This is a genomic window from Pseudomonas jessenii, from assembly GCF_002236115.1.
GTDB classification, from domain to species: Bacteria; Pseudomonadota; Gammaproteobacteria; order Pseudomonadales; family Pseudomonadaceae; genus Aquipseudomonas; species Aquipseudomonas jessenii.
This window is the reverse complement of the sequence record NZ_NIWT01000003.1, coordinates 230,512-253,085: the sequence shown is the minus strand read 5'-3', so window position 1 is coordinate 253,085 and position 22,574 is coordinate 230,512. Positions and strand designations below refer to the sequence as shown.

25 protein-coding genes are annotated in these 22,574 nt (G+C 60.0%); 24 read left to right on the top strand and 1 reads right to left on the bottom strand.

Annotated elements, in window-relative coordinates; all coding sequences use genetic code 11:
* Window positions 1–185 precede the first annotated feature (185 nt).
* From rluC to PSJE_RS10275, 3 genes are read left to right on the top strand one after another with little or no spacing between them, the layout of a single operon-like run.
* Window positions 186–1,148 carry a 23S rRNA pseudouridine(955/2504/2580) synthase RluC gene (gene rluC, locus PSJE_RS10285; protein ID WP_007977058.1) on the top strand — a complete coding sequence of 321 codons (963 nt, stop codon included), beginning with the start codon at window positions 186–188 and terminating at the stop codon, window positions 1,146–1,148.
* Window positions 1,135–1,797, top strand: coding sequence for an HAD-IA family hydrolase (locus tag PSJE_RS10280; RefSeq protein ID WP_057713711.1), 663 nt, complete (start codon window positions 1,135–1,137; stop codon window positions 1,795–1,797). Before rluC ends, PSJE_RS10280 begins: the two co-directional genes overlap by 14 nt.
* Window positions 1,798–1,821: 24 nt before the next feature.
* Window positions 1,822–2,811 (top strand): S49 family peptidase, encoded by a 990-nt coding sequence (locus tag PSJE_RS10275; RefSeq protein WP_090457207.1) that lies wholly within the window; start codon window positions 1,822–1,824, stop codon window positions 2,809–2,811.
* 54 nt (window positions 2,812–2,865) lie between these two features.
* On the opposite strand, the gene PSJE_RS10270 is transcribed toward PSJE_RS10275, so the two are convergent.
* Window positions 2,866–3,444, bottom strand: coding sequence for a Maf family protein (locus tag PSJE_RS10270; RefSeq protein ID WP_090457206.1), 579 nt, complete (start codon window positions 3,442–3,444; stop codon window positions 2,866–2,868).
* Window positions 3,445–3,549: 105 nt separating this feature from the next.
* On the opposite strand from PSJE_RS10270, the gene PSJE_RS10265 reads away from it, so the two are divergent.
* The 21 genes from PSJE_RS10265 (at window position 3,550) to araG (ending at window position 22,570) form a co-directional block, all read left to right on the top strand.
* Window positions 3,550–4,077 (top strand): YceD family protein, encoded by a 528-nt coding sequence (locus tag PSJE_RS10265; protein WP_007942001.1) that lies wholly within the window; start codon window positions 3,550–3,552, stop codon window positions 4,075–4,077.
* 13 nt (window positions 4,078–4,090) lie between these two features.
* Window positions 4,091–4,273 carry a 50S ribosomal protein L32 gene (gene rpmF, locus PSJE_RS10260; protein WP_003179396.1) on the top strand — a complete coding sequence of 61 codons (183 nt, stop codon included), beginning with the start codon at window positions 4,091–4,093 and terminating at the stop codon, window positions 4,271–4,273.
* A 4-nt stretch (window positions 4,274–4,277) separates the two neighbouring features.
* Window positions 4,278–5,288, top strand: a complete 1,011-nt coding sequence (plsX, locus tag PSJE_RS10255; RefSeq protein ID WP_079246722.1) for a phosphate acyltransferase PlsX — start codon at window positions 4,278–4,280, stop codon at window positions 5,286–5,288.
* A gap of 125 nt (window positions 5,289–5,413) precedes the next feature.
* Window positions 5,414–6,352, top strand: coding sequence for an ACP S-malonyltransferase (gene fabD / locus PSJE_RS10250; RefSeq protein ID WP_008050436.1), 939 nt, complete (start codon window positions 5,414–5,416; stop codon window positions 6,350–6,352).
* Window positions 6,353–6,368: 16 nt separating this feature from the next.
* A complete protein-coding gene (gene fabG, locus PSJE_RS10245) occupies window positions 6,369–7,109 on the top strand; it encodes a 3-oxoacyl-ACP reductase FabG (protein WP_090457205.1) in 741 nt (246 codons plus the stop codon).
* A 196-nt stretch (window positions 7,110–7,305) separates the two neighbouring features.
* Window positions 7,306–7,542: an acyl carrier protein gene (acpP, locus tag PSJE_RS10240; protein WP_003175607.1), complete on the top strand. Its 237-nt coding sequence runs from the start codon at window positions 7,306–7,308 to the stop codon at window positions 7,540–7,542.
* 109 nt (window positions 7,543–7,651) lie between these two features.
* Window positions 7,652–8,896 (top strand): beta-ketoacyl-ACP synthase II, encoded by a 1,245-nt coding sequence (gene fabF, locus PSJE_RS10235; protein ID WP_057713716.1) that lies wholly within the window; start codon window positions 7,652–7,654, stop codon window positions 8,894–8,896.
* Complete coding sequence (gene pabC, locus PSJE_RS10230) at window positions 8,896–9,711, top strand: aminodeoxychorismate lyase (protein ID WP_090457204.1); 816 nt, start codon at window positions 8,896–8,898, stop codon at window positions 9,709–9,711. The genes fabF and pabC overlap by 1 nt, the downstream gene beginning before the upstream one ends.
* A 3-nt stretch (window positions 9,712–9,714) precedes the next feature.
* On the top strand, window positions 9,715–10,947 hold the full coding sequence (mltG, locus tag PSJE_RS10225) for an endolytic transglycosylase MltG (protein ID WP_090457202.1): 1,233 nt from the start codon (window positions 9,715–9,717) through the stop codon (window positions 10,945–10,947).
* Window positions 10,948–10,966: 19 nt separating this feature from the next.
* Window positions 10,967–11,599, top strand: a complete 633-nt coding sequence (tmk, locus tag PSJE_RS10220; protein WP_057713719.1) for a dTMP kinase — start codon at window positions 10,967–10,969, stop codon at window positions 11,597–11,599.
* Window positions 11,592–12,578, top strand: a complete 987-nt coding sequence (locus PSJE_RS10215) for a DNA polymerase III subunit delta' (RefSeq protein WP_090457200.1) — start codon at window positions 11,592–11,594, stop codon at window positions 12,576–12,578. The genes tmk and PSJE_RS10215 overlap by 8 nt, the downstream gene beginning before the upstream one ends.
* Window positions 12,579–12,650: 72 nt before the next feature.
* The gene (locus PSJE_RS10210) at window positions 12,651–13,436 is read left to right on the top strand and encodes a TatD family hydrolase (protein WP_090457198.1); all 786 of its coding nucleotides are present in this window, start codon (window positions 12,651–12,653) and stop codon (window positions 13,434–13,436) included.
* Between the two features lie 343 nt (window positions 13,437–13,779).
* A complete protein-coding gene (locus tag PSJE_RS10205) occupies window positions 13,780–14,418 on the top strand; it encodes a TetR/AcrR family transcriptional regulator (RefSeq protein WP_007977040.1) in 639 nt (212 codons plus the stop codon).
* Window positions 14,419–14,555: 137 nt separating this feature from the next.
* On the top strand, window positions 14,556–15,524 hold the full coding sequence (locus PSJE_RS10200) for a GTP 3',8-cyclase MoaA (protein WP_090457196.1): 969 nt from the start codon (window positions 14,556–14,558) through the stop codon (window positions 15,522–15,524).
* Between the two features lie 168 nt (window positions 15,525–15,692).
* On the top strand, window positions 15,693–16,301 hold the full coding sequence (locus PSJE_RS10195; RefSeq protein ID WP_057713723.1) for a DUF4823 domain-containing protein: 609 nt from the start codon (window positions 15,693–15,695) through the stop codon (window positions 16,299–16,301).
* Between the two features lie 16 nt (window positions 16,302–16,317).
* Entirely contained in the window at window positions 16,318–16,878 is a 561-nt protein-coding gene (locus PSJE_RS10190; protein ID WP_090457194.1) for a DUF1285 domain-containing protein, read from the top strand.
* A gap of 124 nt (window positions 16,879–17,002) precedes the next feature.
* Complete coding sequence (locus PSJE_RS10185; protein ID WP_090457192.1) at window positions 17,003–17,719, top strand: FadR/GntR family transcriptional regulator; 717 nt, start codon at window positions 17,003–17,005, stop codon at window positions 17,717–17,719.
* A 127-nt stretch (window positions 17,720–17,846) separates the two neighbouring features.
* A complete protein-coding gene (locus PSJE_RS10180; RefSeq protein ID WP_090457190.1) occupies window positions 17,847–18,722 on the top strand; it encodes an SMP-30/gluconolactonase/LRE family protein in 876 nt (291 codons plus the stop codon).
* A 273-nt stretch (window positions 18,723–18,995) separates the two neighbouring features.
* The gene (locus PSJE_RS10175) at window positions 18,996–19,814 is read left to right on the top strand and encodes an SDR family oxidoreductase (RefSeq protein ID WP_090457189.1); all 819 of its coding nucleotides are present in this window, start codon (window positions 18,996–18,998) and stop codon (window positions 19,812–19,814) included.
* A gap of 142 nt (window positions 19,815–19,956) precedes the next feature.
* The gene (locus tag PSJE_RS10170; RefSeq protein ID WP_090457187.1) at window positions 19,957–20,961 is read left to right on the top strand and encodes a substrate-binding domain-containing protein; all 1,005 of its coding nucleotides are present in this window, start codon (window positions 19,957–19,959) and stop codon (window positions 20,959–20,961) included.
* A gap of 64 nt (window positions 20,962–21,025) precedes the next feature.
* On the top strand, window positions 21,026–22,570 hold the full coding sequence (araG, locus tag PSJE_RS10165) for an L-arabinose ABC transporter ATP-binding protein AraG (protein WP_090457185.1): 1,545 nt from the start codon (window positions 21,026–21,028) through the stop codon (window positions 22,568–22,570).
* The last annotated feature ends 4 nt before the right edge of the window (window positions 22,571–22,574 follow it).

The following is a 22,574-nucleotide window of genomic DNA, read 5'->3' as shown; positions in this document are numbered from 1 at the left end:
CCTGCAAACTCCACCGTTACGTAGCGAAAGCCCCGTAGGACGGCCTCGCGTCCTGGTGAATTGCGTTGGTCAGGGCCGGTTTTTGACCGTTGGTCCGCTGTCCAGGCCGCTTTTGGCGACGTTCGCGACTATAGCAGCAATGATTAAGTGCTTCAATTCCATAAAAAATTGTTATCATCCGCGCCATGACGACGACTACCCCCCCGACTCCAGGCGTACAACTGCTTGAGGTCTCGCCGGAATATGCCGGCCAACGCATTGATAATTTCCTTCTCGCCCGACTCAAAGGCGTGCCCAAGACCTTGATTTATCGCATTTTGCGCAAGGGCGAAGTGCGCGTGAACAAAGGTCGGATCAAGCCCGAGTACAAGCTGCAGGCGGGCGATATCGTGCGCGTGCCGCCGGTTCGCGTGCCTGAGCGCGACGAACCGGTGCCGCTGGCACAAGGCCTGTTGCAGCGGCTCGAGGCCTCGATTGTCTTCGAAGACAAGGCGCTGATCGTGATCAACAAGCCCGCGGGCATTGCTGTTCATGGTGGCAGCGGCCTGACTTTCGGGGTGATCGAAGCCTTTCGTCAGTTGCGCCCCGATTGCAAAGAGCTCGAACTGGTTCACCGTCTCGACCGTGATACGTCCGGCCTGTTGATGATCGCCAAGAAGCGCAGCATGTTGCGCCACTTGCACACCGCATTGCGCGGTGATGGCGTCGACAAGCGCTACATGGCGCTGGTCCGCGGTAACTGGGCGAGCTCGATCAAGCAAGTCCGTGCGTCGCTGGGCAAGAGCAATCTGCGCTCCGGCGAGCGGATGGTCGAGGTCGACGAGGAGGAGGGGAAGGAGTCCGTGACCGTGTTCAAGGTCCTGCGCCGCTTTGGCGACTTTGCCACCCTGATCGAAGCCAAGCCGATTACCGGCCGGACTCACCAGATCCGCGTCCATACCTTGCACGCCGGGCATTGCATCGCTGGCGACACCAAGTATGGCGACGAAGGTTTCAGCAAGGAAATCCGCGATCTGGGCGGCAAGCGCCTGTTCCTGCACGCCTACATGCTGACGGTGCCGCTCCCCGATGGTGGTGAGCTGAAGCTGCAAGCGCCGGTCGACGAGATGTGGGCCAAAACCGTGGAGCGATTGAGTGCGCCCATCTGACTACAAGCTGTTGATCTTTGATTGGGACGGCACTCTGGCCGATTCCATTGGTCGGATTGTCGAGGCGATGCACGTTGCCTCGCAGCGTTCCGGTTTTGAGCTGCGCGATGATCTGGCCGTCAAGGGCATCATCGGCCTGGGCTTGCCGGAAGCGATCCGCACCCTGTACCCCGAAATCGGCGACGCCGAGCTGATCGCGTTCCGCGAGCACTATGCTGAGCATTACATCGCGTCGGAGGCTGAGCCTTCGCCGCTGTTCGAGGGTGTGGTCGAGTCGCTCGAGGCATTTCGTGCCGAGGGCTATCATCTGGCTGTGGCGACCGGCAAGGCCCGTCGCGGGCTGGATCGGGTGTTGAAGTCCCATGGCTGGGAGAATTACTTCGATATCACTCGCGCCGCCGACGAAACCGCCAGCAAGCCCCATCCGCTGATGCTCGAACAGATTCTCGCCCATTGCGAGGTTCGCCCGGAACAGGCGTTGATGGTGGGTGATTCGTCCTTTGATTTGCAGATGGCGCGCAACGCCGGTATGGGTTCGGTGGCCGTCAGTTATGGCGCTCAATCGATCGATGCGTTGAGGTTGTATGAGCCGCGACTGGCCATCGACCGTTTTTCAGAATTGCATGCCTGGCTGAATCAGCGGGCTTAACCGGTTGTTTTTGGGGTGGATGGCATGACCGACGAATGGAAGGCGCCCGCCAAGGCGAGCGCAGAGAGCGGTGACGACAAAAGCTGGAAACTGCTGGAAAAGACCCTGCTCGCCGGCATACAGGAGCAGCGCCGGTCCCGTCGCTGGGGGATACTCTTCAAGTTTCTGATTTTTGTGTATCTGTTCGGCGCCATTGCCCTGTTTTCGCCTCTGATGGATATGGAAAAGGCCGGCACCCTTAGTGCCAATTACACGGCGTTGATCGATGTGAGAGGCATGATTGCCGACAAGGAGTCGGCCAGTGCAGACAATATCGTTGGCAGCTTGCGTGCTGCTTTCGAGGACAAGAAGGTCAAGGGCGTCATCCTGCGCATCAACAGCCCGGGCGGCAGTCCGGTGCAGTCGGGTTATGTCTATGACGAGATCAAGCGTCTGCGCGGTCTGCACCCGGACATCAAGCTCTATGCGGTCATTTCCGATCTGGGGGCTTCCGGCGCTTACTACATCGCCAGTGCGGCGGATCAGATCTACGCCGACAAGGCGAGCCTGGTCGGCTCCATCGGTGTGACGGCAGCCGGTTATGGCTTTGTTGGCACCATGGAGAAGCTGGGTGTCGAACGTCGTACCTACACGTCTGGCGAGCACAAGTCGTTCCTCGATCCGTTCCAGCCACAGAAGCCGGAAGAAACCGCCTTCTGGCAGGGCGTGCTCGATACGACCCACAAGCAGTTCATCAATAGCGTCAAGCAGGGTCGTGGCGACCGCTTGAAAGACAAGGAGCATCCGGAGTTGTTCTCTGGCCTGGTCTGGTCCGGCGAGCAGGCACTGCCATTGGGGTTGATCGATGGGCTGGGTAATGCCAGTTCGGTTGCGCGGGATGTGATCGGTGAGAAAGAGCTGGTGGACTTCACCGTTCAGGAATCGCCATTCGATCGCTTTTCGAAAAAGCTCGGCGCCAGCGTTGCTGAGCATTTGGCGATGTGGATGGGTTTTAACGGTCCGTCGCTGCGCTGATTCTGATATGACATGAAAAACCGGCCTGCGTGGCCGGTTTTTTGGTATCGGGATTCAGGGAACCTGTACGCCTTCAGCCAGCAGCATGTCGATCAGGCGAATCAGCGGCAGGCCGATCAGGCTGGTGGCGTCAGGTCCTTCAGTGCTGCGAAACAGGCTGACCCCCAGGCCTTCGGCCTTGAAGCTGCCTGCGCAGTCGTAGGGTTGTTCGGCGCGCAGGTAGCGTTCGATGCGAGGTGCGTCGAGTGTGCGCATGTGTACGGTGAGCGGCACGCAATCGACCTGGCAGTGCCCTGTCTGGCTGTTGAGCAGGGCCAGGCCGGTGAGGAACGTCACGCTGGCACCGCTGGCGGCCAGCAGTTGTTCCCGGGCTTTTTCGAATGTGTGGGGTTTGCCGATAATCCGCTCTCCCAGCACGGCGACCTGGTCGGAGCCGATTATCAGATGAGCGGTATGGCTGTCGGCCAGGGCGCGCGCTTTCTCTTCGGCGAGGCGCTTGACCAGCTCGATGGCGGACTCGCCCGGGCGATGGCTTTCGTCGATATCCGGCGAGCTGCAAGTGAAAGGCAGCTGCAGGCGGGTCAGCAATTCCCGGCGATAGGCCGAGCTGGAAGCGAGTAATAAAGGCAGCATGCACAACTCCATAAGGCGTGTGCGAATTCTAGCGAGGCTTCCAAGTGACGGACAGGGCTGAATTTCCTTTGACATGGGCGGGTGCATCCCTATAATGCTGCGCCTATGTTGAATGACCCGATTCCACCTCACGTTGACCCGCGCAAATTGGCTGATCGTGGCACCACCCTTCAAGGTGAAATGCTGCTGGCCGATTTGGAGAGACTCTGCGACCCGCTTTCCGACAATGTCGGTACGGTGCAGGCTAAATTCGTTTTTGAACGAGATGAACGTAAATCTGTGGTCATCCACAGCTTTATCGACACTGAAGTCAAAATGGTTTGCCAGCGTTGTCTTGAGCTGGTCACCCTGCCGATCCATAGCGAATGCAGTTACGCTGTGGTGAAGGAGGGTGCGAATACCCAGTCGTTGCCGAAAGGTTATGACGTGCTGGAACTGGGCGAAGATCCTTTGGATCTGCAGTCACTGATCGAGGAGGAGCTTCTGCTCGCCTTGCCCATTGTGCCTGCTCATCATCCGGAAGAATGCCAGCAGCCGGCGGGAGCAGATGAGCCCGAACCGAGCGAGGACGAGGTAACGCGGTCCAACCCGTTCAGTGTATTGGCGCAGTTAAAGCGTGACCCAAACGTTTAGGAGTTAATCAATTATGGCTGTTCAGCAGAACAAAAAATCCCGCTCTGCCCGTGACATGCGCCGTTCGCACGACGCTCTCGAGGCTAGCACCCTGTCTGTAGAAAAAACCACCGGTGAAGTTCACCTGCGTCACCACGTATCGCCAGAAGGCGTATACCGTGGCCGTAAAGTGATCGACAAGGGCGCTGACGAGTAATCACTTGTCCGCTCAAGTCATCGCGATTGACGCAATGGGCGGGGACTTCGGTCCCCGCAGCATTGTCCAGGCCAGCCTTGCTTGTCTGTCTGCCACACCCTCGCTGCACCTGACCCTCGTCGGTCAACCCTCCCTTCTTGAAGAACTGATCGCTGGCCATCCGGCTGTGGATCGCGCGCGCCTGTCGATAATGCCAGCGTCCGAAGTCATCACCATGGACGAAAAGCCTGCCCAGGCCTTGCGCGGCAAACCCGACTCGTCGATGCGCGTGGCGCTTGAGTTGTTGCGTGACGGCAAGGTCCAGGCTTGTGTCAGTGCCGGTAATACCGGTGCGCTGATGGCGTTGTCGCGGTTCGTGCTCAAGACCTTGCCCGGCATTGATCGTCCGGCCATGGTGGCGGCGATTCCGACACAAAAGGGTTATTGCCAGTTGCTCGACTTGGGCGCCAACGTCGATTGCAGTGCCGAGCATCTGTTGCAGTTTGCGGTCATGGGCTCGGTTGCGGCCGAGACCCTGGGCATAGCGCGTCCTCGGGTGGCGTTACTGAACATCGGCACCGAAGACATCAAGGGCAATCAACAGGTCAAGCTGGCGGCGACTTTGTTGCAAGGCGCCCGTGGCATCAATTACATCGGCTTTATCGAGGGCGACGGTTTGTACCGTGGCGAAGCGGATGTGGTGGTGTGTGACGGTTTTGTCGGCAACATCCTGCTCAAATCCAGCGAAGGTCTGGCGACCATGATTGCCGGGCGCATCGAAGCGTTGTTCAGGAAGAGCGTAGCCTCTCGCGTGGTCGGTGCGCTTGCACTACCGCTGATGAAGCGCCTGCAGGCCGATCTGGCACCTGCCCGGCACAACGGTGCGAGCTTTCTCGGCTTGCAGGGCATTGTGGTGAAAAGCCACGGTTCTGCCGGGGTTCAGGGGTTTCAGAGTGCCATTCAGCGCGCCTTGATCGAGATTCAGGAGAATCTTCCCGAGCGCCTGCACGGTCGTCTGGAGGATTTGTTGCTTTAGGCGTTTTCGTCGGACAATGCTTAAATGTGACCGCTTGGTTCGATGGGCCATCCAACTGTCAGTTTCTTGCGTCCCCAAAGCGGGGCGCCAACTCTCCGACGACAAGATCATTAGGGGCTTGTTACATGTCTGCTTCCCTCGCATTCGTCTTTCCAGGACAGGGTTCGCAGTCCCTCGGCATGCTGGCCGAGCTGGGCGCGCAACATCCGGTTGTCCTTGAAACATTCAAAGAAGCTTCCGATGCACTGGGTTACGACCTGTGGGCACTGACCCAGCAAGGGCCGGAAGAGCAACTCAATCAAACCGATAAAACCCAGCCAGCCATTCTGACCGCCTCTATCGCCCTGTGGCGTTTGTGGCTGGCCGAAGGTGGTGCGCGCCCGGCTTACGTTGCCGGGCACAGCCTGGGTGAATACAGCGCGCTGGTCGCGGCAGGCAGTCTGAGCCTGGGCGATGCGGTGAAGCTCGTCGAGCGTCGTGGCCAGCTGATGCAGGAAGCCGTTCCGGCCGGGCAGGGCGGCATGGCCGCCATCCTGGGTCTGGACGATGCTGACGTACTGGCAGCCTGTGCCGAAGCGGCGCAAGGCGAAGTGGTCAGCGCGGTCAATTTCAACTCGCCGGGCCAGGTGGTCATCGCCGGTGCCAAGGCTGCCGTCGAGCGCGCCATCGAAGGCTGCAAGGCACGTGGTGCCAAGCGCGCCATGCCGTTGCCGGTCAGCGTGCCGTCGCACTGCGAGCTGATGCGCCCGGCTGCCGAGCGTTTTGCAGAATCGATCGCGGCGATCGACTGGCAGGCACCGCAGATTCCAGTGGTGCAGAACGTCAGTGCCCAGGTGCCGGCCGATCTGGAAACCCTCAAGCGCGATCTGCTCGAGCAACTGTACAAGCCAGTACGCTGGGTTGAATCGGTCCAGGCACTGGCCGCCAAGGGCGCGACCAACCTGGTCGAGTGTGGCCCGGGTAAAGTGCTGGCCGGTCTGAACAAGCGTTGCGCCGAAGGCGTGTCGACATCCAACCTCAATACCCCAGACGCTTTCGCTGCCGCCCGTGCAGCGTTGGCCTGAATCAGGAGAAGCTTGCATGAGTCTGCAAGGTAAAGTTGCACTGGTCACCGGTGCAAGCCGTGGCATCGGCCAGGCTATCGCCCTGGAACTGGGTCGTCAGGGCGCCATCGTTGTTGGTACCGCGACCTCCGCGTCGGGTGCTGAGCGCATTGCCGCGACCCTGAAGGAAAACGGTATTCAGGGCACTGGCCTGGAACTCAATGTCACCAGCGACGAGTCCGTGGCAAGTGTTCTGGCGAGCATTCAGGAGCAGTTCGGTGCGCCGGCGATTCTGGTCAATAATGCCGGTATCACCCGCGATAACCTGATGATGCGCATGAAAGACGACGAGTGGCACGACGTTGTCGATACCAATCTGAACAGTCTGTTCCGCCTGTCCAAGGGCGTTTTGCGCGGCATGACCAAAGCTCGTTGGGGCCGAATTATCAGTATTGGCTCGGTTGTGGGTGCCATGGGCAACGCAGGCCAAGTAAACTACGCTGCCGCCAAGGCCGGTCTGGAAGGTTTCAGCCGTGCTCTGGCGCGCGAAGTCGGTTCGCGTTCGATTACGGTAAACTCGGTGGCTCCTGGGTTCATCGATACCGATATGACCCGTGAACTGCCCGAGGCACAGCGTGAAGCCTTGCAGTCGCAGATTCCGCTGGGTCGTCTGGGGCAGGCTCAAGAGATCGCGTCCGTGGTCGCTTTTCTTGCGTCGGACGGTGCGGCTTACGTTACCGGAGCTACAATCCCGGTGAACGGCGGGATGTACATGTAATTCAAATGTGACGGATTGCTTCAAAAAAATGTCATACGAGCTGTCTAAAATCCGTTATAAAGCTGCAATCTATTTATAGGCAGAGGGTCACCGGGTTCGAGGAGTGAAGCTTTCAGTTGAAAAGCTGAAAAGCCTTTCTATACACTTACCCACTGGCCAGCTGCCTGAATTTGTCCATTAGGAGTGAAAACAAGGTATGAGCACCATCGAAGAGCGCGTCAAGAAAATCGTTGCTGAGCAACTGGGCGTTAAAGAAGAAGAAGTGGTCAACACTGCTTCCTTCGTTGAAGACCTGGGTGCCGACTCCCTTGACACCGTTGAGCTGGTGATGGCTCTGGAAGAGGAATTCGAGACCGAAATCCCTGACGAAGAAGCCGAGAAGATCACTACTGTACAAGCTGCAATCGACTACGTTACTAGCCACCAGGCGTAATAGTTTGTAATCGTTGCTCGCTGTCATGGAAAAACCGCACTGCCATCATGGCGTGCGGTTTTTTCTTTAGGCCTGATGCAAAGTCGTCATTTGAAAAAAGGAGAGTGCTGTGTCGCGTAGACGCGTCGTAGTCACCGGTATGGGTATGTTGTCGCCACTGGGCACGGATGTGCCGAGCAGCTGGCAGGGCATTCTGGCTGGCCGCAGTGGCATTGGTCTGATCGAACACACCGACCTTTCTGCCTATTCCACCCGTTTTGGCGGCTCGGTAAAGGACTTCAATGTCGAGGAATACCTGTCGGTCAAGGAAGCCCGCAAGCTCGACCTGTTCATTCAATACGGTCTGGCCGCAGGTTTTCAGGCGGTACGCAATGCCGGTCTGGAAGTCACTGACGCCAACCGTGAGCGTATCGGCGTGGCCATGGGCTCGGGTATTGGCGGTCTGACCAATATCGAAGAAACCGCCCGCACGCTGCACGAGACCGGCCCACGACGGATCTCTCCGTTCTTCGTGCCAGGCTCGATCATCAATATGATTTCCGGTTTCCTGTCCATCCACCTCGGTGCACAGGGACCCAACTACGCCATCGCCACGGCCTGTACCACCGGTACACACTGCATTGGCATGGCGGCCCGCAACATCATGTACGACGAAGCTGACGTGATGATTGCCGGCGGCGCCGAGATGGCGGCCTGCGGTCTGGGCATGGGCGGCTTCGGCGCTTCCCGCGCGCTGTCGACCCGCAACGACGAGCCGACCCGCGCCAGCCGTCCATGGGACAAGGGCCGCGATGGCTTCGTATTGTCCAATGGTGCCGGTGCGCTGGTACTGGAAGAACTCGAGCACGCCAAGGCGCGTGGCGCGACCATCTACGCCGAGCTGATCGGCTTCGGCACCAGTGGCGATGCCTACCACATGACCTCGCCGCCAGCCGATGGTGCGGGTGCTGCGCGCTGCATCACCAATGCGCTGCGCGATGCCAAAATCAATGGCGATCAAGTGCAGTACATCAACGCCCACGGCACCTCGACTCCTGCAGGCGACCTGGCCGAAGTCAATGCGATCAAGTCGGTATTCGGCGAGCACGCCTACAAGCTGGCCGTCAGTTCCACCAAGTCCATGACCGGTCACCTGCTGGGTGCGGCGGGCGCGGTCGAGGCGATCTTCAGCGTGCTGGCAATCAACAGCCAGGTAGCGCCGCCGACCATCAACCTCGATGAGCCGGACGAAGGCTGCGATCTCGATTTTGTGCCGCACACGGCGCGCAACATGGATATCGATGTGGTCGTTTCCAACTCCTTCGGTTTTGGCGGCACCAACGGTTCGCTGGTGTTCCGTCGGTTCGCAGGCTGATGGACAGCTGGGTCGACGGTCAGCCGGCTGACGCTTTGTCGCTGAAGGATCGCGGCCTGGCTTATGGCGATGGTCTGTTCGAGACCATCGCCGTGCGCAGCGGCCAGCCCGTGTTGCTGGACCGGCATCTGTCGCGCCTGGCGGACGGCTGTTCGCGTCTGGCGATAGCAGCCGAGCAGGAGCTGATCCGCAGCGAACTGCTGGCCTACGCCGCGGCACTGGGTGACGGGGTGCTCAAGCTCATTCTCACCCGTGGCGACAGTCTGCGCGGTTATGCCCCCGATCCTTCGGCCCAGGCCCGACGCATTGTGCAAGGCAGTCCGCCTGCGGCTTACCCTGCCGCGCACGGTGAGCAGGGTGTTCGCCTGTTTCCCTGCGTCACGCGATTGTCCAGGCAACCATTACTGGCTGGCCTCAAGCACCTCAATCGTCTTGAGCAAGTCCTCGCCCGTGCCGAATGGCAGGACACCGAGCATGCCGAAGGCTTGATGCTCGATCAGGCCGGGCGCGTAATTGAGGGTGTGTTCAGCAACTTGTTCCTGGTGCGTGATGGCGTGCTCATCACCGCTGACCTCAAGCGCTGCGGCGTGGCAGGCGTGATGCGCGCAGAAATATTGTTTCAGGCCAAGTCGCTGGGAATCCCCACGCAAATCACCGATATCCCCCTCGAACAGCTGCAATGGGCTGACGAAGTCTTTGTCTGCAACAGCGTGTATGGTGTCTGGCCGGTGCGCGCCTATGCTGCTCTTCACTGGCCGGTTGGGCCGCTCACCCGTAAACTCCAAACCATTGCCCGTGTGCTACTGGATGCTTGATACGTGAGACGTAAACTCTTGCTGCTGCTGGAAACCGGAGTGGTTCTGGCGGGGCTGCTGATGGGTGCTTCAGCCTGGAAGATTCATTCGGCGCTGGTACAGCCGCTGAACATTACCCAGGAACAATTGCTGGATGTGCCCAAGGGCACCACGCCGACCCGCACCCTCTACCGACTCGAAGCCAACGGCGTCATCAAGGACGCATTCTGGCTGCGGGTGTATTGGCGCTTCAACCTCGCCAGACAACCCCTGCACAGCGGTGAATACCGCATTCAGCCCGGCATGACCGTCGAAGGCCTGATCGACCTGTGGAAACGCGGGGAAATGGTTCAGTACAGCCTGACCCTGGTCGAAGGCTGGAGTTTCCGTCAGGTCCGCGCAGCGCTGGCCAGGGAAGAGAAGCTCGAACATAGCCTCGACGGTTTGAGCGATAGCCAGGTCATGGACAAGCTCGGCCACACCGGGATTTTTCCGGAAGGGCGCTTCTTCCCTGACACTTATCGCTACGTGCGGGGCATGTCCGATGTCGAGGTGCTGAAAACCGCTTACGACCGCCTCGATGAAGTGCTCGCCAAGGAGTGGGAGAAGCGCGCTGCAGATACACCGTACACCGAACCCTACCAGGCGCTGATCATGGCTTCGCTGGTGGAAAAGGAAACCGGCGTACCGCAGGAGCGCGGGCAGATTGCCGGCGTGTTTGTGCGGCGCATGGCGATGGGCATGCTGCTGCAGACCGACCCGACGGTGATCTACGGCCTCGGCGACCGCTACAGCGGCAAGCTGACCCGGGCTCACCTAAGGGAATCGACGCCGTATAACACTTACATGAATGCGGGATTGCCGCCGACGCCGATTTCGATGGTCGGTCGCGAAGCCATCCATGCGGCACTCAATCCGGTGGACGGCAACAGCCTTTACTTCGTGGCGCGTGGCGATGGCACCCATGTGTTCTCCGATGACCTGGATGCCCACAACAATGCCGTGAAGGAGTTCCAGATCAAGCGCCGCGCCGATTACCGCTCCAGCCCGGCTCCCGCTACTGCGCCCGAGATGCCGCCAATCCAGGCTGAGCAAAACGGTATGCAGGAGGCCAAGTCTTCGCAGGAGCAGGCGCCGATCCCGGCCGCTTCACCGAACACGGCTCCCGAGGGGCTGCCGCAAGTACCGACGCAAGATCCTGCGCCAGCCCCTGAAACGCCCGAACCCGATGCAAGCGCACCGAAAAGCCCGCAATGACTCTGATTAAGGACTGCCTGTGACTGGCTTGTTTATTACTCTGGAAGGCCCGGAAGGCGCCGGCAAGAGCACCAATCGCGAATACCTGGCCGAGCGCCTGCGCGCCGCCGGCATCGAGGTGGTGCTGACCCGCGAGCCGGGTGGCACGCCGTTGGCCGAGCGCATTCGTGAAGTGCTGCTGGCCCCGGTCGATGAAGTCATGAACCCGGATACCGAGTTGCTGTTGGTGTTCGCGGCGCGTGCCCAGCATCTGGCCGAGGTGATTCGCCCGGCGCTGGCCCGCGGTGCCGTGGTCTTGTGTGATCGTTTTACCGACTCGACATACGCCTATCAAGGCGGCGGTCGCGGCTTGTCGCTGGAGCGCATCGCGACCCTGGAAACCTTCGTCCAGGGCGATCTGCGCCCGGACCTCACTCTGATTTTCGATCTGCCTGTCGAGGTCGGCCTGGCCCGCGCCAGCGCTCGTGGTCGTCTGGATCGCTTCGAGCTCGAAGGCCGGACCTTTTTCGACGCGGTACGCAGTGCCTTCCTCAAGCGGGCCAAGGCGGATCCGGCGCGTTATGTGCTGGTCGATGCTGCCCAGCCGTTGGCACAGGTTCAGCAATCGCTGGATGCCTTGCTGCCGCGCCTGCTGGAGTTGAGCCGTGGCTGAGGCCTATCCGTGGCAGGAAAACCTCTGGCAGCAACTGGCCGGTCGCACCCAGCATGCGCACGCCTACCTGCTGCATGGCCCTGCCGGAATCGGCAAGCGGGCACTGGCCGAGCGCTTGATGGCCAGCTTGCTGTGCCAGCGCCCGAACGCGCTGCAAGCCTGCGGCGAATGCAAATCCTGCCTGCTGCTCAAGGCTGGCAGCCATCCGGATAACTACATCCTGGAGCCGGAAGAAGCCGACAAGGCGATCAAGGTCGACCAGGTTCGCGACCTGGTCGGTTTCGTGGTGCAGACCGCGCAGTTGGGCGGGCGCAAAGTGGTGCTGATCGAGCCGGCCGAGTCGATGAACATCAACGCCGCCAACGCCTTGCTCAAAAGCCTTGAAGAACCGTCCGGCGATACCGTTCTGTTGCTGGTCAGCCATCAGCCGAGCCGCTTGTTGCCAACCATCAAGAGTCGGTGCGTTCAGCAGGCCTGTCCGCTGCCGGGCGAGGCCATGAGCTTGAAGTGGCTGGCTCAGGCATTGCCGGAGTGTTCCGAAGAAGAGCGCGTCGAACTGCTGACGCTGGCTGCCGGTTCGCCACTGGCGGCGGTCAATCTTCAGGCCCAGGGCGTGCGTGAACAGCGCACTCAAGTGGTCGAAGGGGTGAAAAAACTCCTCAAGCAACAGCAGTCGCCGACGCAACTGGCCGAAGAATGGAAAAACATTCCGATGTTGCGCCTGTTCGACTGGTTCTGCGATTGGTCGAGCCTGATCCTGCGCTATCAGTTGACCCAGGACGAAGCCGGCCTCGGCCTGGCCGACATGCGCAAAGTCGTGCAATACCTGGCGCAGAAAAGCGCCCAGGGCAAGGTCCTCGATATTCAGGACTGGATCCTCGCCCAGCGACAGAAAGTCTTGAGCAAGGCCAACCTCAATCCGGCCTTGCTGCTGGAGGCATTGCTGGTGCAATGGGCGTCGTTGCCTGCCCAAAGATGACTGCCTGCGCCTAGACTCTGAATATCAGTACACCCGACCGTCCCATCCATTCGATGTAAGTTGCAGCCCCTTATGCTCGTAGATTCCCATTGTCACCTTGATCGCCTCGACCTGGCCGCCCACGACGGCTCCCTGGATGCTGCCCTGGAGGCTGCCCGGCAACGCGGGGTAGGGCACTTTCTGTGTATTGGAGTCAGCGCGGACAACGCGGCCGACGTCAAGGCACTGGCCGAACGCTATGACGATGTCGACTGCTCGGTGGGCGTGCACCCTCTGGATGTGCAGCCGGGCGCCGCGCCAGCGCTGGACTGGCTGTTGCAGGAACTCAATCACCCGCGTGTGGTCGCCATCGGCGAAACCGGCCTCGATTACCATTACGAGCCGGAAGCGGCGCAGTTGCAGCAGGAATCCTTTCGCCTGCACCTGCAGGCGGCGCAGCAGACCGGCAAGCCGGTGATCATCCACACCCGTGGCGCCTGCACCGATACCCTGGACTTGCTGCGTGAGGCGGCGCTGCCCCAGGCGGGCGTATTGCATTGCTTTACCGAAGACTGGGAAATGGCGAAGGCCGCGCTGGACATGGGCTATTACATTTCCCTGTCCGGGATTGTCACTTTTCGCAATGCCGATGCGTTGCGCGATGTGGCCAGCAAGGTGCCGGCCGACCGATTGCTGGTGGAAACCGACTCGCCATATCTGGCGCCGATTCCCTATCGCGGCAAGCCAAACCTGCCGCAGTACGTGCGTGAAGTAGCGGAATTTCTGGCAATGTTGCGTGGTGAATCCTACGAGCGGTTTGCCGAGCAGACCACGGCCAATTTCAAGCGGCTGTTCCCGCTGGCACACGTAAAAGGTTAAATCGCAGGCAAAAAAAAACCCGGGTTCTGGGGGGTGAATCCGGGTTAAGACCATTAGGAGTAAAACAATGGCACGCGGTCCGTTGGTACCAATATCAGCGTGACACTTGGGGGAGATGCCCCGCCGACATTTCAAGTATTGATCAGGATTGCGCCTAGTCCAGTTTGGGGGCGCGGGTTTTTAAACAAATTTGGAATACGTGCGCTTCGGAAGAGTTCTCATCAAGCTGTAAACGTGCGCAGAATGACCAGAAAGCACAGATATGGTCGGATGATCCGTGCATTTTTGTGCAAGTTAGGCATAATACGCGGCTTCGAATTTTGACCCCGACAGACCTTTTCTTATGCATAAAGAACCTCGTAAGGTCCGTGAGTTTCGTCGCCGCGAGCAGGAAATTCTCGATACCGCGCTCAAGCTGTTCCTCGAACAAGGTGAAGACAGTGTCACCGTCGAGATGATTGCTGATGCCGTCGGTATCGGCAAAGGCACGATCTACAAGCACTTCAAATCCAAGGCGGAAATCTATCTGCGCCTGATGCTCGACTACGAGCGCGATTTGAACGCATTGCTGCATTCGGCCGATGTCGACAAGGACAAGGAAGCCCTGTCCCGTGCGTACTTCGAATTCCGTATGCGCGATCCTCAACGCTATCGCCTGTTCGACCGCCTCGAAGAGAAAGTGGTCAAGGGCAACCAGGTGCCGGAGATGATCGAGGAGCTGCACAAGATCCGTGCCTCGAACTTCGAACGCCTGACCTTGCTGATCAAGGGCCGGATCAGCGAAGGCAAGCTGGAAGACGTGCCACCTTACTTCCACTACTGCGCGTCCTGGGCGCTGGTGCACGGTGCCGTCGCGCTGTATCACTCGCCGTTCTGGAGCAATGTGCTGGAAGATCAGGAAGGTTTCTTCCAGTTCCTGATGGACATCGGCGTGCGCATGGGCAACAAGCGCAAGCGTGACACCGACACTTCCGGCAGCTGAGCCATTCAGTTGCCTTATTGCGCCATGATTTCGCTACATGGCGCAGTAGCGCAGGAATATACTCAGGTAGAGGACTTGCTAAAACTTGATTTCTGAGTCAAGTTTTAGCGGCCCGATATTCTTCCGCCGGAGTGACCATGATCGTTGATCGTCAAGGCAGGCGTTTTCGCAACTTGCGAATCAGTCTGACCTCAGCCTGCAATTATGCCTGTACCTACTGCGTGCCCAACGGCAAGCGGCTGGTGGCTGCGCAGGATGAATTGTCGGCCGAAGCCATGGCGCGCGGCGTGGCTTATCTGATTGAAGCGGCGGGCATCGAGCGTCTGCGCATTACCGGCGGCGAGCCGCTGGTCAGCCCGAAACTCGAGGCGTTCATGACGGCGGTCGGGCAGATGGGCCTGGAAGACATCAGCCTGACCACCAATGGCCAGTTGCTGGCGAAGAAACTGCCGCTGCTGGTGAACGCCGGTATCCGGCGCCTCAACGTCTCCCTCGATACTCTCGACGCCAGTGCGTTCCGCAGTATTGCCCGGGGCGGCGACCTGGCCACCGTGCTCGACGGCATGAGTGAGGCCAGTGCGGCCGGCATGAAGATCAAGGTCAACATGGTGCCGCTGCGCGGACAGAACCTCGATCAAGTGATGCCGCTGCTCGACTACTGCCTGGAGCGCGGTTATGAACTGCGCTTCATCGAACTGATGCGCATGGGCCACCTGGCCAACGATTCCAATGCCTTTCTGCAGCAGTTCGTCAGTCTCCAGCAATTGCTGAGCCTGATCGGCGAACGCTACGAATACCTGCAAGCCGATGCCCCGGTCGATGCGACGGCTGTTCGATATGAAATTCCCGGCCAGGGTTATTTCGGCGTGATCGCCAACGAGAGCGTGCCTTTCTGCCGTACCTGTTCGCGACTTCGTTTGTCTTCCACCGGGTGGCTGCATGGCTGCCTGTCGTCGAGCAATCGCCATTACATCGGTGACCTGCTGGACAAGCCACGCCATCAGGCCCTGCCGGCCCTGCAGCGGCTGCTGGTGAAAGCCTTGGGTGACAAGCAGGAAGTGGCGTTCTCTGGCGGCGCGACTGTCATGAAGATTATCGGCGGCTGATCTTCCGCAATCGCGAGCAAGCTCGCTCCCACAGGTGATATGCAATTCCCTGTGGGAGCGAGCTTGCTCGCGATTCGGACTGTCAGATGCCACTGCTCATGAGCTGGCGCAAAAGCTGCATCCTACGGCCATTCGCCGGTTTTCCGACACCGGCCTCTGGAGGATAGGATGCGTAGCCTGGTTTTGCTGCTGGCCGTTTTGGCACTTGGTGGCTGCATGAACGTCAGCGATATGGCCGAAGGGACTCGTTACCATATGAGCGATGCGGGGCTGCTCGATCACAGTGACAGCCGTCGCGTAAACAACCTGCGCATTCAGCCGGACTCGTTCGTCTACATCGCCCAGGGCGCTTTCATGCCGCCGGGCAGCGCCGTTTATCCGCGGCCCAACGTGATTGCCGAAGTCGCGTTCGACGGCTTCGTCGAATATTTCCCGATGGTCCGCCGTGCCCGTACGCCGGAAGGCCTCGACCAGGCCATGGGCGAAGCCCGTGCGGCCGGTGCGCACTATCTGCTCTACACCCGGTTTGCCAAGTCTGACGACCGTATCGGCAACTCGGACGAGTGGCTGGACCAGGAAGCCCTGGATCGTCTCGGCATCGACAGCGGTATGATTCAGATCATGTTGATCGAGACCAGCACCCAGTATTTGATTGATACTGCAACCATCAAGAGTCGTGGCGGTTTACTGACGTTCCACGATAAAAAACCCGAAGACCTGATGGGCCCGCCGCTGGAGCAATACGCGCGCAGCCTGCTGGGGCTCAGCGACCAGTAATTTCAAGGAGAACGCCATGAGTGGCCCGCAAAAAGCCAACGACTTGCTGGGGCAAATCCCCAAGACCAAAGGCTTGCCGCCGGTGCACCTGTGGAATCCCGATTTCTGCGGCGACATCGACATGCGCATCGCCCGGGACGGCACCTGGTATTACCTGGGCACGCCGATTGGGCGCAAGCCGATGGTCAAACTGTTCTCCACCATCATTCGCCGCGACGGCGATGATTATTTCCTGATCACACCGGTGGAAAAGGTCGGGATCAAGGTCGACGATGCGCCGTTCGTGGCGATTGCGGTGGACGTGGAAGGCGAGGGCGAGGCGCAGGTGTTGCGCTTTACCACCAACGTCGATGAAACCACCGAGGCCGGCGCCGAGCACCTCCTGCGTGTGGTCATCGACCCGGTAACGCAAGAGCCTGCCCCTTACGTGCATGTGCGCAGCAATCTTGAAGCGTTGATCCATCGCAACGTGTTCTATCAATTGGTGGAGCTGGCGGTGAGTCGCGAGATCGACGGCCAGCGCTGGCTCGGTGTATGGAGTGGCGGCGAGTTCTTCCCCATCGGTCTCGAACCCTGACCCATACCCCTGTGGGAGCAAGCTCGCTCCCACAGGGGGTTTGCGAACACTCAAAAAATCAAATTGACATCCAATCATATGATGATTAGCGTGGGCCTCTATCGCGAACGGCATTGAGGTGTCCATGTCCAGCAGCTTTCATGCATCGACGGTTGACTGGCTGGGTTGCTGGCTCGCCACGGGGCAGGTCAAGCCAGGTGAGTCACTCAAGGTCGAAGCCGACCTCGGCGAACAACTCGGCGTGAGCCGCACGGTCATCCGTGAAGCCATCAAGACCCTGGTTGCCAAAGGCATGCTCGAGGTCGGGCCGAAAGTCGGCACGCGGGTATTGCCAGTGCGGCGCTGTAACCTCTTCGATCCACAAGTCGTTGGCTGGTTGTCGCGCAGCGGCTTACCGGAAAACTTCGTCGACGATCTGCTCGACCTGCGCCGCACCATCGAACCGATGGCCGTGCGCTGGGCCTGCGAGCGCGCAACCGGCGAACAGGTGAACGAGATCCTGTTGGCCTGCAACGCGCTGGAACGGGCGGTGGACAGCGGCATCGATTACAACCGCGCCGATCAGTTCTTCCACGAGTGCATCCTCGCCGCCAGCCACAATCAATTCATTGAACAAATGGTTCCCGCCCTCGGCGCGTTGCTGGCGGTGGCCTTTGAAGTGTCCGCCGCCGACCCGGATGAACTGCGTCGCACCTTGCCGATTCACCGGGACCTGGCCGAGGCTATCGCGGCCCGGGATACCGCCCGGGGTGTCTGGGCCTGCATGACCCTGATCGATAACGCGGACCTTGCGATCAAGCGTTACTACCCGCAAGTCATGGCCGATAAAAAAGCCAGCTGACAGCTCGAACCACTGTAGGAGCGAGCTTGTTCGCGATGGTATATCAGCTACCACCAAGTCGACTGGCACACCTTCGCGAGCAAGCTGGCTCCTACACAATAAAAACAAGAACAACGCAGGAGGTTTCATGGCGTGGACTGCGGTGACCGAGCATCGGGCACGACTGGGCGAAAGCCCGTTCTGGGATGCGCCCACCCAAGCCCTGTACTGGGTGGATATCGCCGGTAAGCAGGCGTTGCGGTTGATCGGCGCCAACGTGCAGATCTGGCAGATGCCGGAGCACGTGTCGGCGTTCATTCCCTGCGAAAGCGGCGATGCCCTGGTGGCATTGAGCAGCGGCGTGTATCGGCTCGATCTCGATTCACCGGGCCTGGCGCCGCGCCTGACACTGTTTTGCGTTGCGGATCCGCAACCGGGCAACCGCCCCAATGAAGCCCGTTGCGACGCCCAAGGCCGGCTCTGGCTCGGCACCATGCAAAACAACATCGGCGCAAACGGCGAAGACCTGCCCATCGTCCACCGTTCCGGTGGACTGTTCCGCATCGATCGCGCCGGTCGGGTTGCGCCGTTGCTGCGAAATCTGGGCATTCCCAACACGCTGCTGTGGAGCGATGACGCCACCAGCGTGTATTTCGGCGACAGCCTCGACGGCACCTTGTATCGACATTTCATCCGTACCGACGGAGCCCTCGATGCGCCGCAGGTCTGGTTTGGTCCGCACGAGCGTGGCGTCCCGGACGGTTCAGCGATGGATGCCGAAGGTTTTATCTGGAATGCCCGTTGGGACGGCAAGTGCCTGCTCAGGTTGAGTCCGGACGGCAAAGTCGATCGGATCATTGAACTGCCGGTCAGTCGTCCCACCAGTTGCGTGTTCGGCGGTTCAGACCTCAAAACCCTGTACATCACCAGCGCGGCCAGTCCGCTGGGCCATCCGTTGGATGGGGCTGTGTTGTCGATCGCAGTGGATGTGGCTGGAAAACATTGCACGCGCTTTGCTGGATAAATCCCGGAATATGGGATGTAAATATATATATTGAGATTTGTCGCAGGCCGGGTTTATAGTCGGCCTCACCAGTTACATGCACTCACACTTAAAAAAACAAAACAGGTGAAGTGATGCAGCGAAGTTCCCCCGTGCTCCCTTGCGGAGCCTGTGCCTCAGAACGTTTCCAGGCTGAAACGTTTTCGCACTCACCTGTTTCCTACCCAGCGCCCTTTGACCGGACATCGACAGATGCCCGGTTTTCGTCGTGTTTTCGAACAGGAGTCTTGATCCATGGCTGAACCACTGTCATTGCCACCGGTGCCCGAACCGCCCAGGGGCGAACGCCTGAAAAACAAGGTCGTATTGCTGACCGGTGCCGCCCAGGGTATTGGCGAAGCGATTGTGGCGACCTTCGCGTCCCAGCAGGCCAGGCTGATCATCAGCGACATTCAGGCCGAGAAAGTCGAGAAGGTCGCGGCGCATTGGCGAGACCAGGGCGCCGATGTGGTGGCGATCAAGGCCGACGTGTCGCGTCAGCAGGACCTGCACGCCATGGCCCGGCTGGCGATCGACCTGCACGGCCGGATCGATGTGCTGGTCAACTGCGCCGGGGTCAACGTATTCCGCGATCCGCTGGAAATGACCGAGGAAGACTGGCGTCGCTGCTTTGCCATCGACCTCGATGGTGCCTGGTACGGTTGCAAGGCGGTGCTGCCGCAGATGATCGAGCAGGGCGTCGGCAGCATCATCAATATCGCGTCCACCCATTCCACCCACATCATTCCTGGCTGCTTCCCGTACCCGGTGGCCAAGCATGGCCTGCTCGGCCTGACCCGCGCGCTGGGCATCGAATATGCGCCCAAGGGTGTGCGCGTCAACGCGATTGCGCCGGGCTACATCGAAACCCAGTTGAACGTCGATTACTGGAACGGTTTTGCCGACCCCCACGCCGAACGCCAGCGCGCGTTTGACCTGCACCCGCCGCGTCGCATCGGGCAGCCGATCGAAGTGGCAATGACCGCTGTGTTCCTGGCCAGTGATGAAGCGCCGTTCATCAATGCTTCGTGCATCACCATCGATGGTGGTCGCTCGGTGATGTACCACGACTGAGTGATCGGGCTTTCCGGCGCCTTGCTACGCCTGAAATCCAATCATCATACGATATGACTATTGGCAGTATGTTTTTACCGCCCGTTGGTTAACAAAGAACGCTTTCAACGAGTGCTCAAGAAAAATAACAAGGAGTCAGCTTATGAATCGTCGTCATGCTATCCGTTCCCTGTGCTGTGCCGCGTTGGCGGTCTCGGCGTTCAGCCTGAGCAACACGCTGCTGGCAGTCGAGGAAGTGAAGATCGGTTTCCTGGTCAAGCAGGCCGAAGAACCCTGGTTCCAGACCGAGTGGGCCTTTGCCGAAAAGGCCGCGAAAGAGAAGGGCTTCACCCTGATCAAGATCGCCGTGCCCGACGGTGAGAAAACCCTTTCTGCCATCGACAGCCTCGCGGCCAACGGCGCCAAGGGGTTCGTGATCTGCCCGCCGGACGTGTCCCTCGGCCCGGCGATCATGGCCAAGGCCAAACTCAACGGGTTGAAAGTGATCGCCGTCGATGACCGTTTCGTCGATGCCAGCGGCAAGTTCATGGAAGACGTGCCGTACCTCGGTATGGCCGCTTTCGAAGTCGGCCAGAAACAAGGCAATGCCATGGCGACCGAAGCGAAGAAACGCGGTTGGGACTGGAAAGACACCTATGCGGTGATCAACACCTACAACGAACTCGACACCGGCAAGAAGCGCACCGACGGTTCGGTGAAAGCGCTGCAGGATGCCGGCATGCCGAAAGACCACATCCTGTTCGCGGCCCTCAAGACCCTCGACGTGCCGGGCAGCATGGACGCCACCAACTCGGCCCTGGTGAAACTGCCGGGGGCGGCGAAAAACCTGATCATCGGCGGCATGAACGACAACACCGTCCTCGGCGGTGTGCGCGCCACCGAGAGCGCCGGTTTCGCCGCGGCCAACGTGATCGGCATCGGCATCAACGGTACCGACGCCATCGGCGAGCTGAAGAAACCCGACAGCGGCTTCTACGGCTCGATGCTGCCGAGCCCGCACATCGAGGGCTACAACACCGCCAGCATGATGTACGAGTGGGTCACCACCGGCAAAGAACCGGCGAAGTACACCGCCATGGATGACGTGACGCTGATCACCCGCGACAACTTCAAGCAGGAACTGGAAAAGATCGGCCTGTGGAACTGACGGCCGTTTGACTTCAGCGGCGGCCTCGGCGGCGGGGTCGCCTGATCGGTGTGAAGAGGTGGTTATGCACGCGCAAACAATCCAACACGAACACAGCCTTACCGGCAGCTTGCGCTTCAACGGGATCGGCAAGACCTTTCCCGGGGTGAAGGCGCTGGACAACATCAGCTTCGTCGCCCATCCGGGACAGGTTCACGCCTTGATGGGCGAGAACGGTGCCGGCAAGTCGACACTGCTGAAAATTCTCGGCGGGGCCTACACGCCTTGCAGCGGTGCCTTGCAGATCGGCGAGCGGACGATGGACTTCAAGTCCACCGCCGACAGCATCGGCAGTGGCGTCGCGGTGATCCACCAGGAGCTGCATCTGGTGCCGGAAATGACCGTGGCCGAGAACCTGTTTCTCGGGCATCTGCCAGCCAGCTTCGGCCTGATCAATCGCAGCACCCTGCGCCAGCAGGCACTGGCCTGCCTCAAAGGCCTGGCCGATGAAATCGACCCGCAGGAGAAAGTCGGGCGCCTGTCCCTCGGCCAGCGGCAACTGGTGGAAATCGCCAAGGCTTTGTCCCGTGGCGCCCACGTGATTGCCTTCGACGAACCCACCAGCAGCCTTTCGGCAAGGGAGATCGACCGCTTGATGGCGATCATCGGCCGGCTGCGGGACGAAGGCAAAGTGGTGCTCTATGTCTCCCATCGCATGGAAGAGGTGTTTCGCATCTGCAACGCGGTGACGGTGTTCAAGGACGGGCGCTACGTGCGCACGTTCGATGACATGAGCCAACTGACCCACGATCAACTGGTCACCTGCATGGTCGGGCGCGACATCCAGGACATCTACGATTACCGCCCGCGCCAGCGCGGCGCGGTGGCACTCAAGGTCGACGGACTGCTCGGGCCGGGGTTGCGCGAGCCAGTGAGTTTCGAGGTGCACAAAGGCGAAATCCTCGGGCTGTTCGGGCTGGTCGGGGCCGGTCGCACCGAGCTGTTGCGCCTGCTCAGCGGCCTGGCGCGCCACAGCGCCGGACAGCTGAAACTTCGAGGCCATGAACTGAAGCTGCGTTCACCCCGGGACGCGATTGCCGCCGGGATCCTGTTGTGCCCCGAGGACCGCAAGAAGGAAGGCATCCTGCCGCTGGCCAGCGTCGCCGAGAACATCAACATCAGTGCGCGCGGCGCCCATTCCACCTTCGGTTGCCTGTTGCGTGGCCTGTGGGAAAAGGACAACGCCGAGCAGCAGATCAAGGCGCTGAAAGTGAAGACGCCCAACGCGGCGCAAAAAATCATGTACCTGTCCGGTGGCAATCAGCAGAAGGCCATTCTCGGCCGCTGGCTGTCGATGCCGATGAAAGTGCTGCTGCTCGACGAACCCACACGCGGCATCGACATCGGTGCCAAGGCCGAGATCTACCAGATCATCCATAACCTGGCAGCCAAGGGGATCGCGGTGATTGTGGTGTCCAGCGACTTGATGGAAGTCATGGGCATTTCCGACCGCATCCTGGTGCTGTGCGAAGGCGCCCTGGGTGGCGAACTGAGCCGCGAACAGGCTAACGAATCCAACCTGCTGCAACTGGCTTTGCCGCGCCAACGCGCCGACGGCGTGGCGAACTGAGAGG

Bases quoted from the DNA above. Each gene is read 5' to 3' on its own strand.
- rluC (WP_007977058.1), top strand. From the start codon at position 186: ATGACGACGACTACCCCCCCGACTCCAGGCGTACAACTGCTTGAGGTC.
- PSJE_RS10275 (WP_090457207.1), top strand. From the start codon at position 1,822: ATGACCGACGAATGGAAGGCGCCCGCCAAGGCGAGCGCAGAGAGCGGT.
- PSJE_RS10270 (WP_090457206.1), bottom strand. From the start codon at position 3,444: ATGCTGCCTTTATTACTCGCTTCCAGCTCGGCCTATCGCCGGGAATTG.
- PSJE_RS10265 (WP_007942001.1), top strand. From the start codon at position 3,550: ATGTTGAATGACCCGATTCCACCTCACGTTGACCCGCGCAAATTGGCT.
- rpmF (WP_003179396.1), top strand. From the start codon at position 4,091: ATGGCTGTTCAGCAGAACAAAAAATCCCGCTCTGCCCGTGACATGCGC.
- fabD (WP_008050436.1), top strand. From the start codon at position 5,414: ATGTCTGCTTCCCTCGCATTCGTCTTTCCAGGACAGGGTTCGCAGTCC.
- fabG (WP_090457205.1), top strand. From the start codon at position 6,369: ATGAGTCTGCAAGGTAAAGTTGCACTGGTCACCGGTGCAAGCCGTGGC.
- acpP (WP_003175607.1), top strand. From the start codon at position 7,306: ATGAGCACCATCGAAGAGCGCGTCAAGAAAATCGTTGCTGAGCAACTG.
- pabC (WP_090457204.1), top strand. From the start codon at position 8,896: ATGGACAGCTGGGTCGACGGTCAGCCGGCTGACGCTTTGTCGCTGAAG.
- PSJE_RS10210 (WP_090457198.1), top strand. From the start codon at position 12,651: ATGCTCGTAGATTCCCATTGTCACCTTGATCGCCTCGACCTGGCCGCC.
- PSJE_RS10205 (WP_007977040.1), top strand. From the start codon at position 13,780: ATGCATAAAGAACCTCGTAAGGTCCGTGAGTTTCGTCGCCGCGAGCAG.
- PSJE_RS10200 (WP_090457196.1), top strand. From the start codon at position 14,556: ATGATCGTTGATCGTCAAGGCAGGCGTTTTCGCAACTTGCGAATCAGT.
- PSJE_RS10195 (WP_057713723.1), top strand. From the start codon at position 15,693: ATGCGTAGCCTGGTTTTGCTGCTGGCCGTTTTGGCACTTGGTGGCTGC.
- PSJE_RS10190 (WP_090457194.1), top strand. From the start codon at position 16,318: ATGAGTGGCCCGCAAAAAGCCAACGACTTGCTGGGGCAAATCCCCAAG.
- PSJE_RS10185 (WP_090457192.1), top strand. From the start codon at position 17,003: ATGTCCAGCAGCTTTCATGCATCGACGGTTGACTGGCTGGGTTGCTGG.
- PSJE_RS10180 (WP_090457190.1), top strand. From the start codon at position 17,847: ATGGCGTGGACTGCGGTGACCGAGCATCGGGCACGACTGGGCGAAAGC.
- PSJE_RS10175 (WP_090457189.1), top strand. From the start codon at position 18,996: ATGGCTGAACCACTGTCATTGCCACCGGTGCCCGAACCGCCCAGGGGC.
- PSJE_RS10170 (WP_090457187.1), top strand. From the start codon at position 19,957: ATGAATCGTCGTCATGCTATCCGTTCCCTGTGCTGTGCCGCGTTGGCG.
- araG (WP_090457185.1), top strand. From the start codon at position 21,026: ATGCACGCGCAAACAATCCAACACGAACACAGCCTTACCGGCAGCTTG.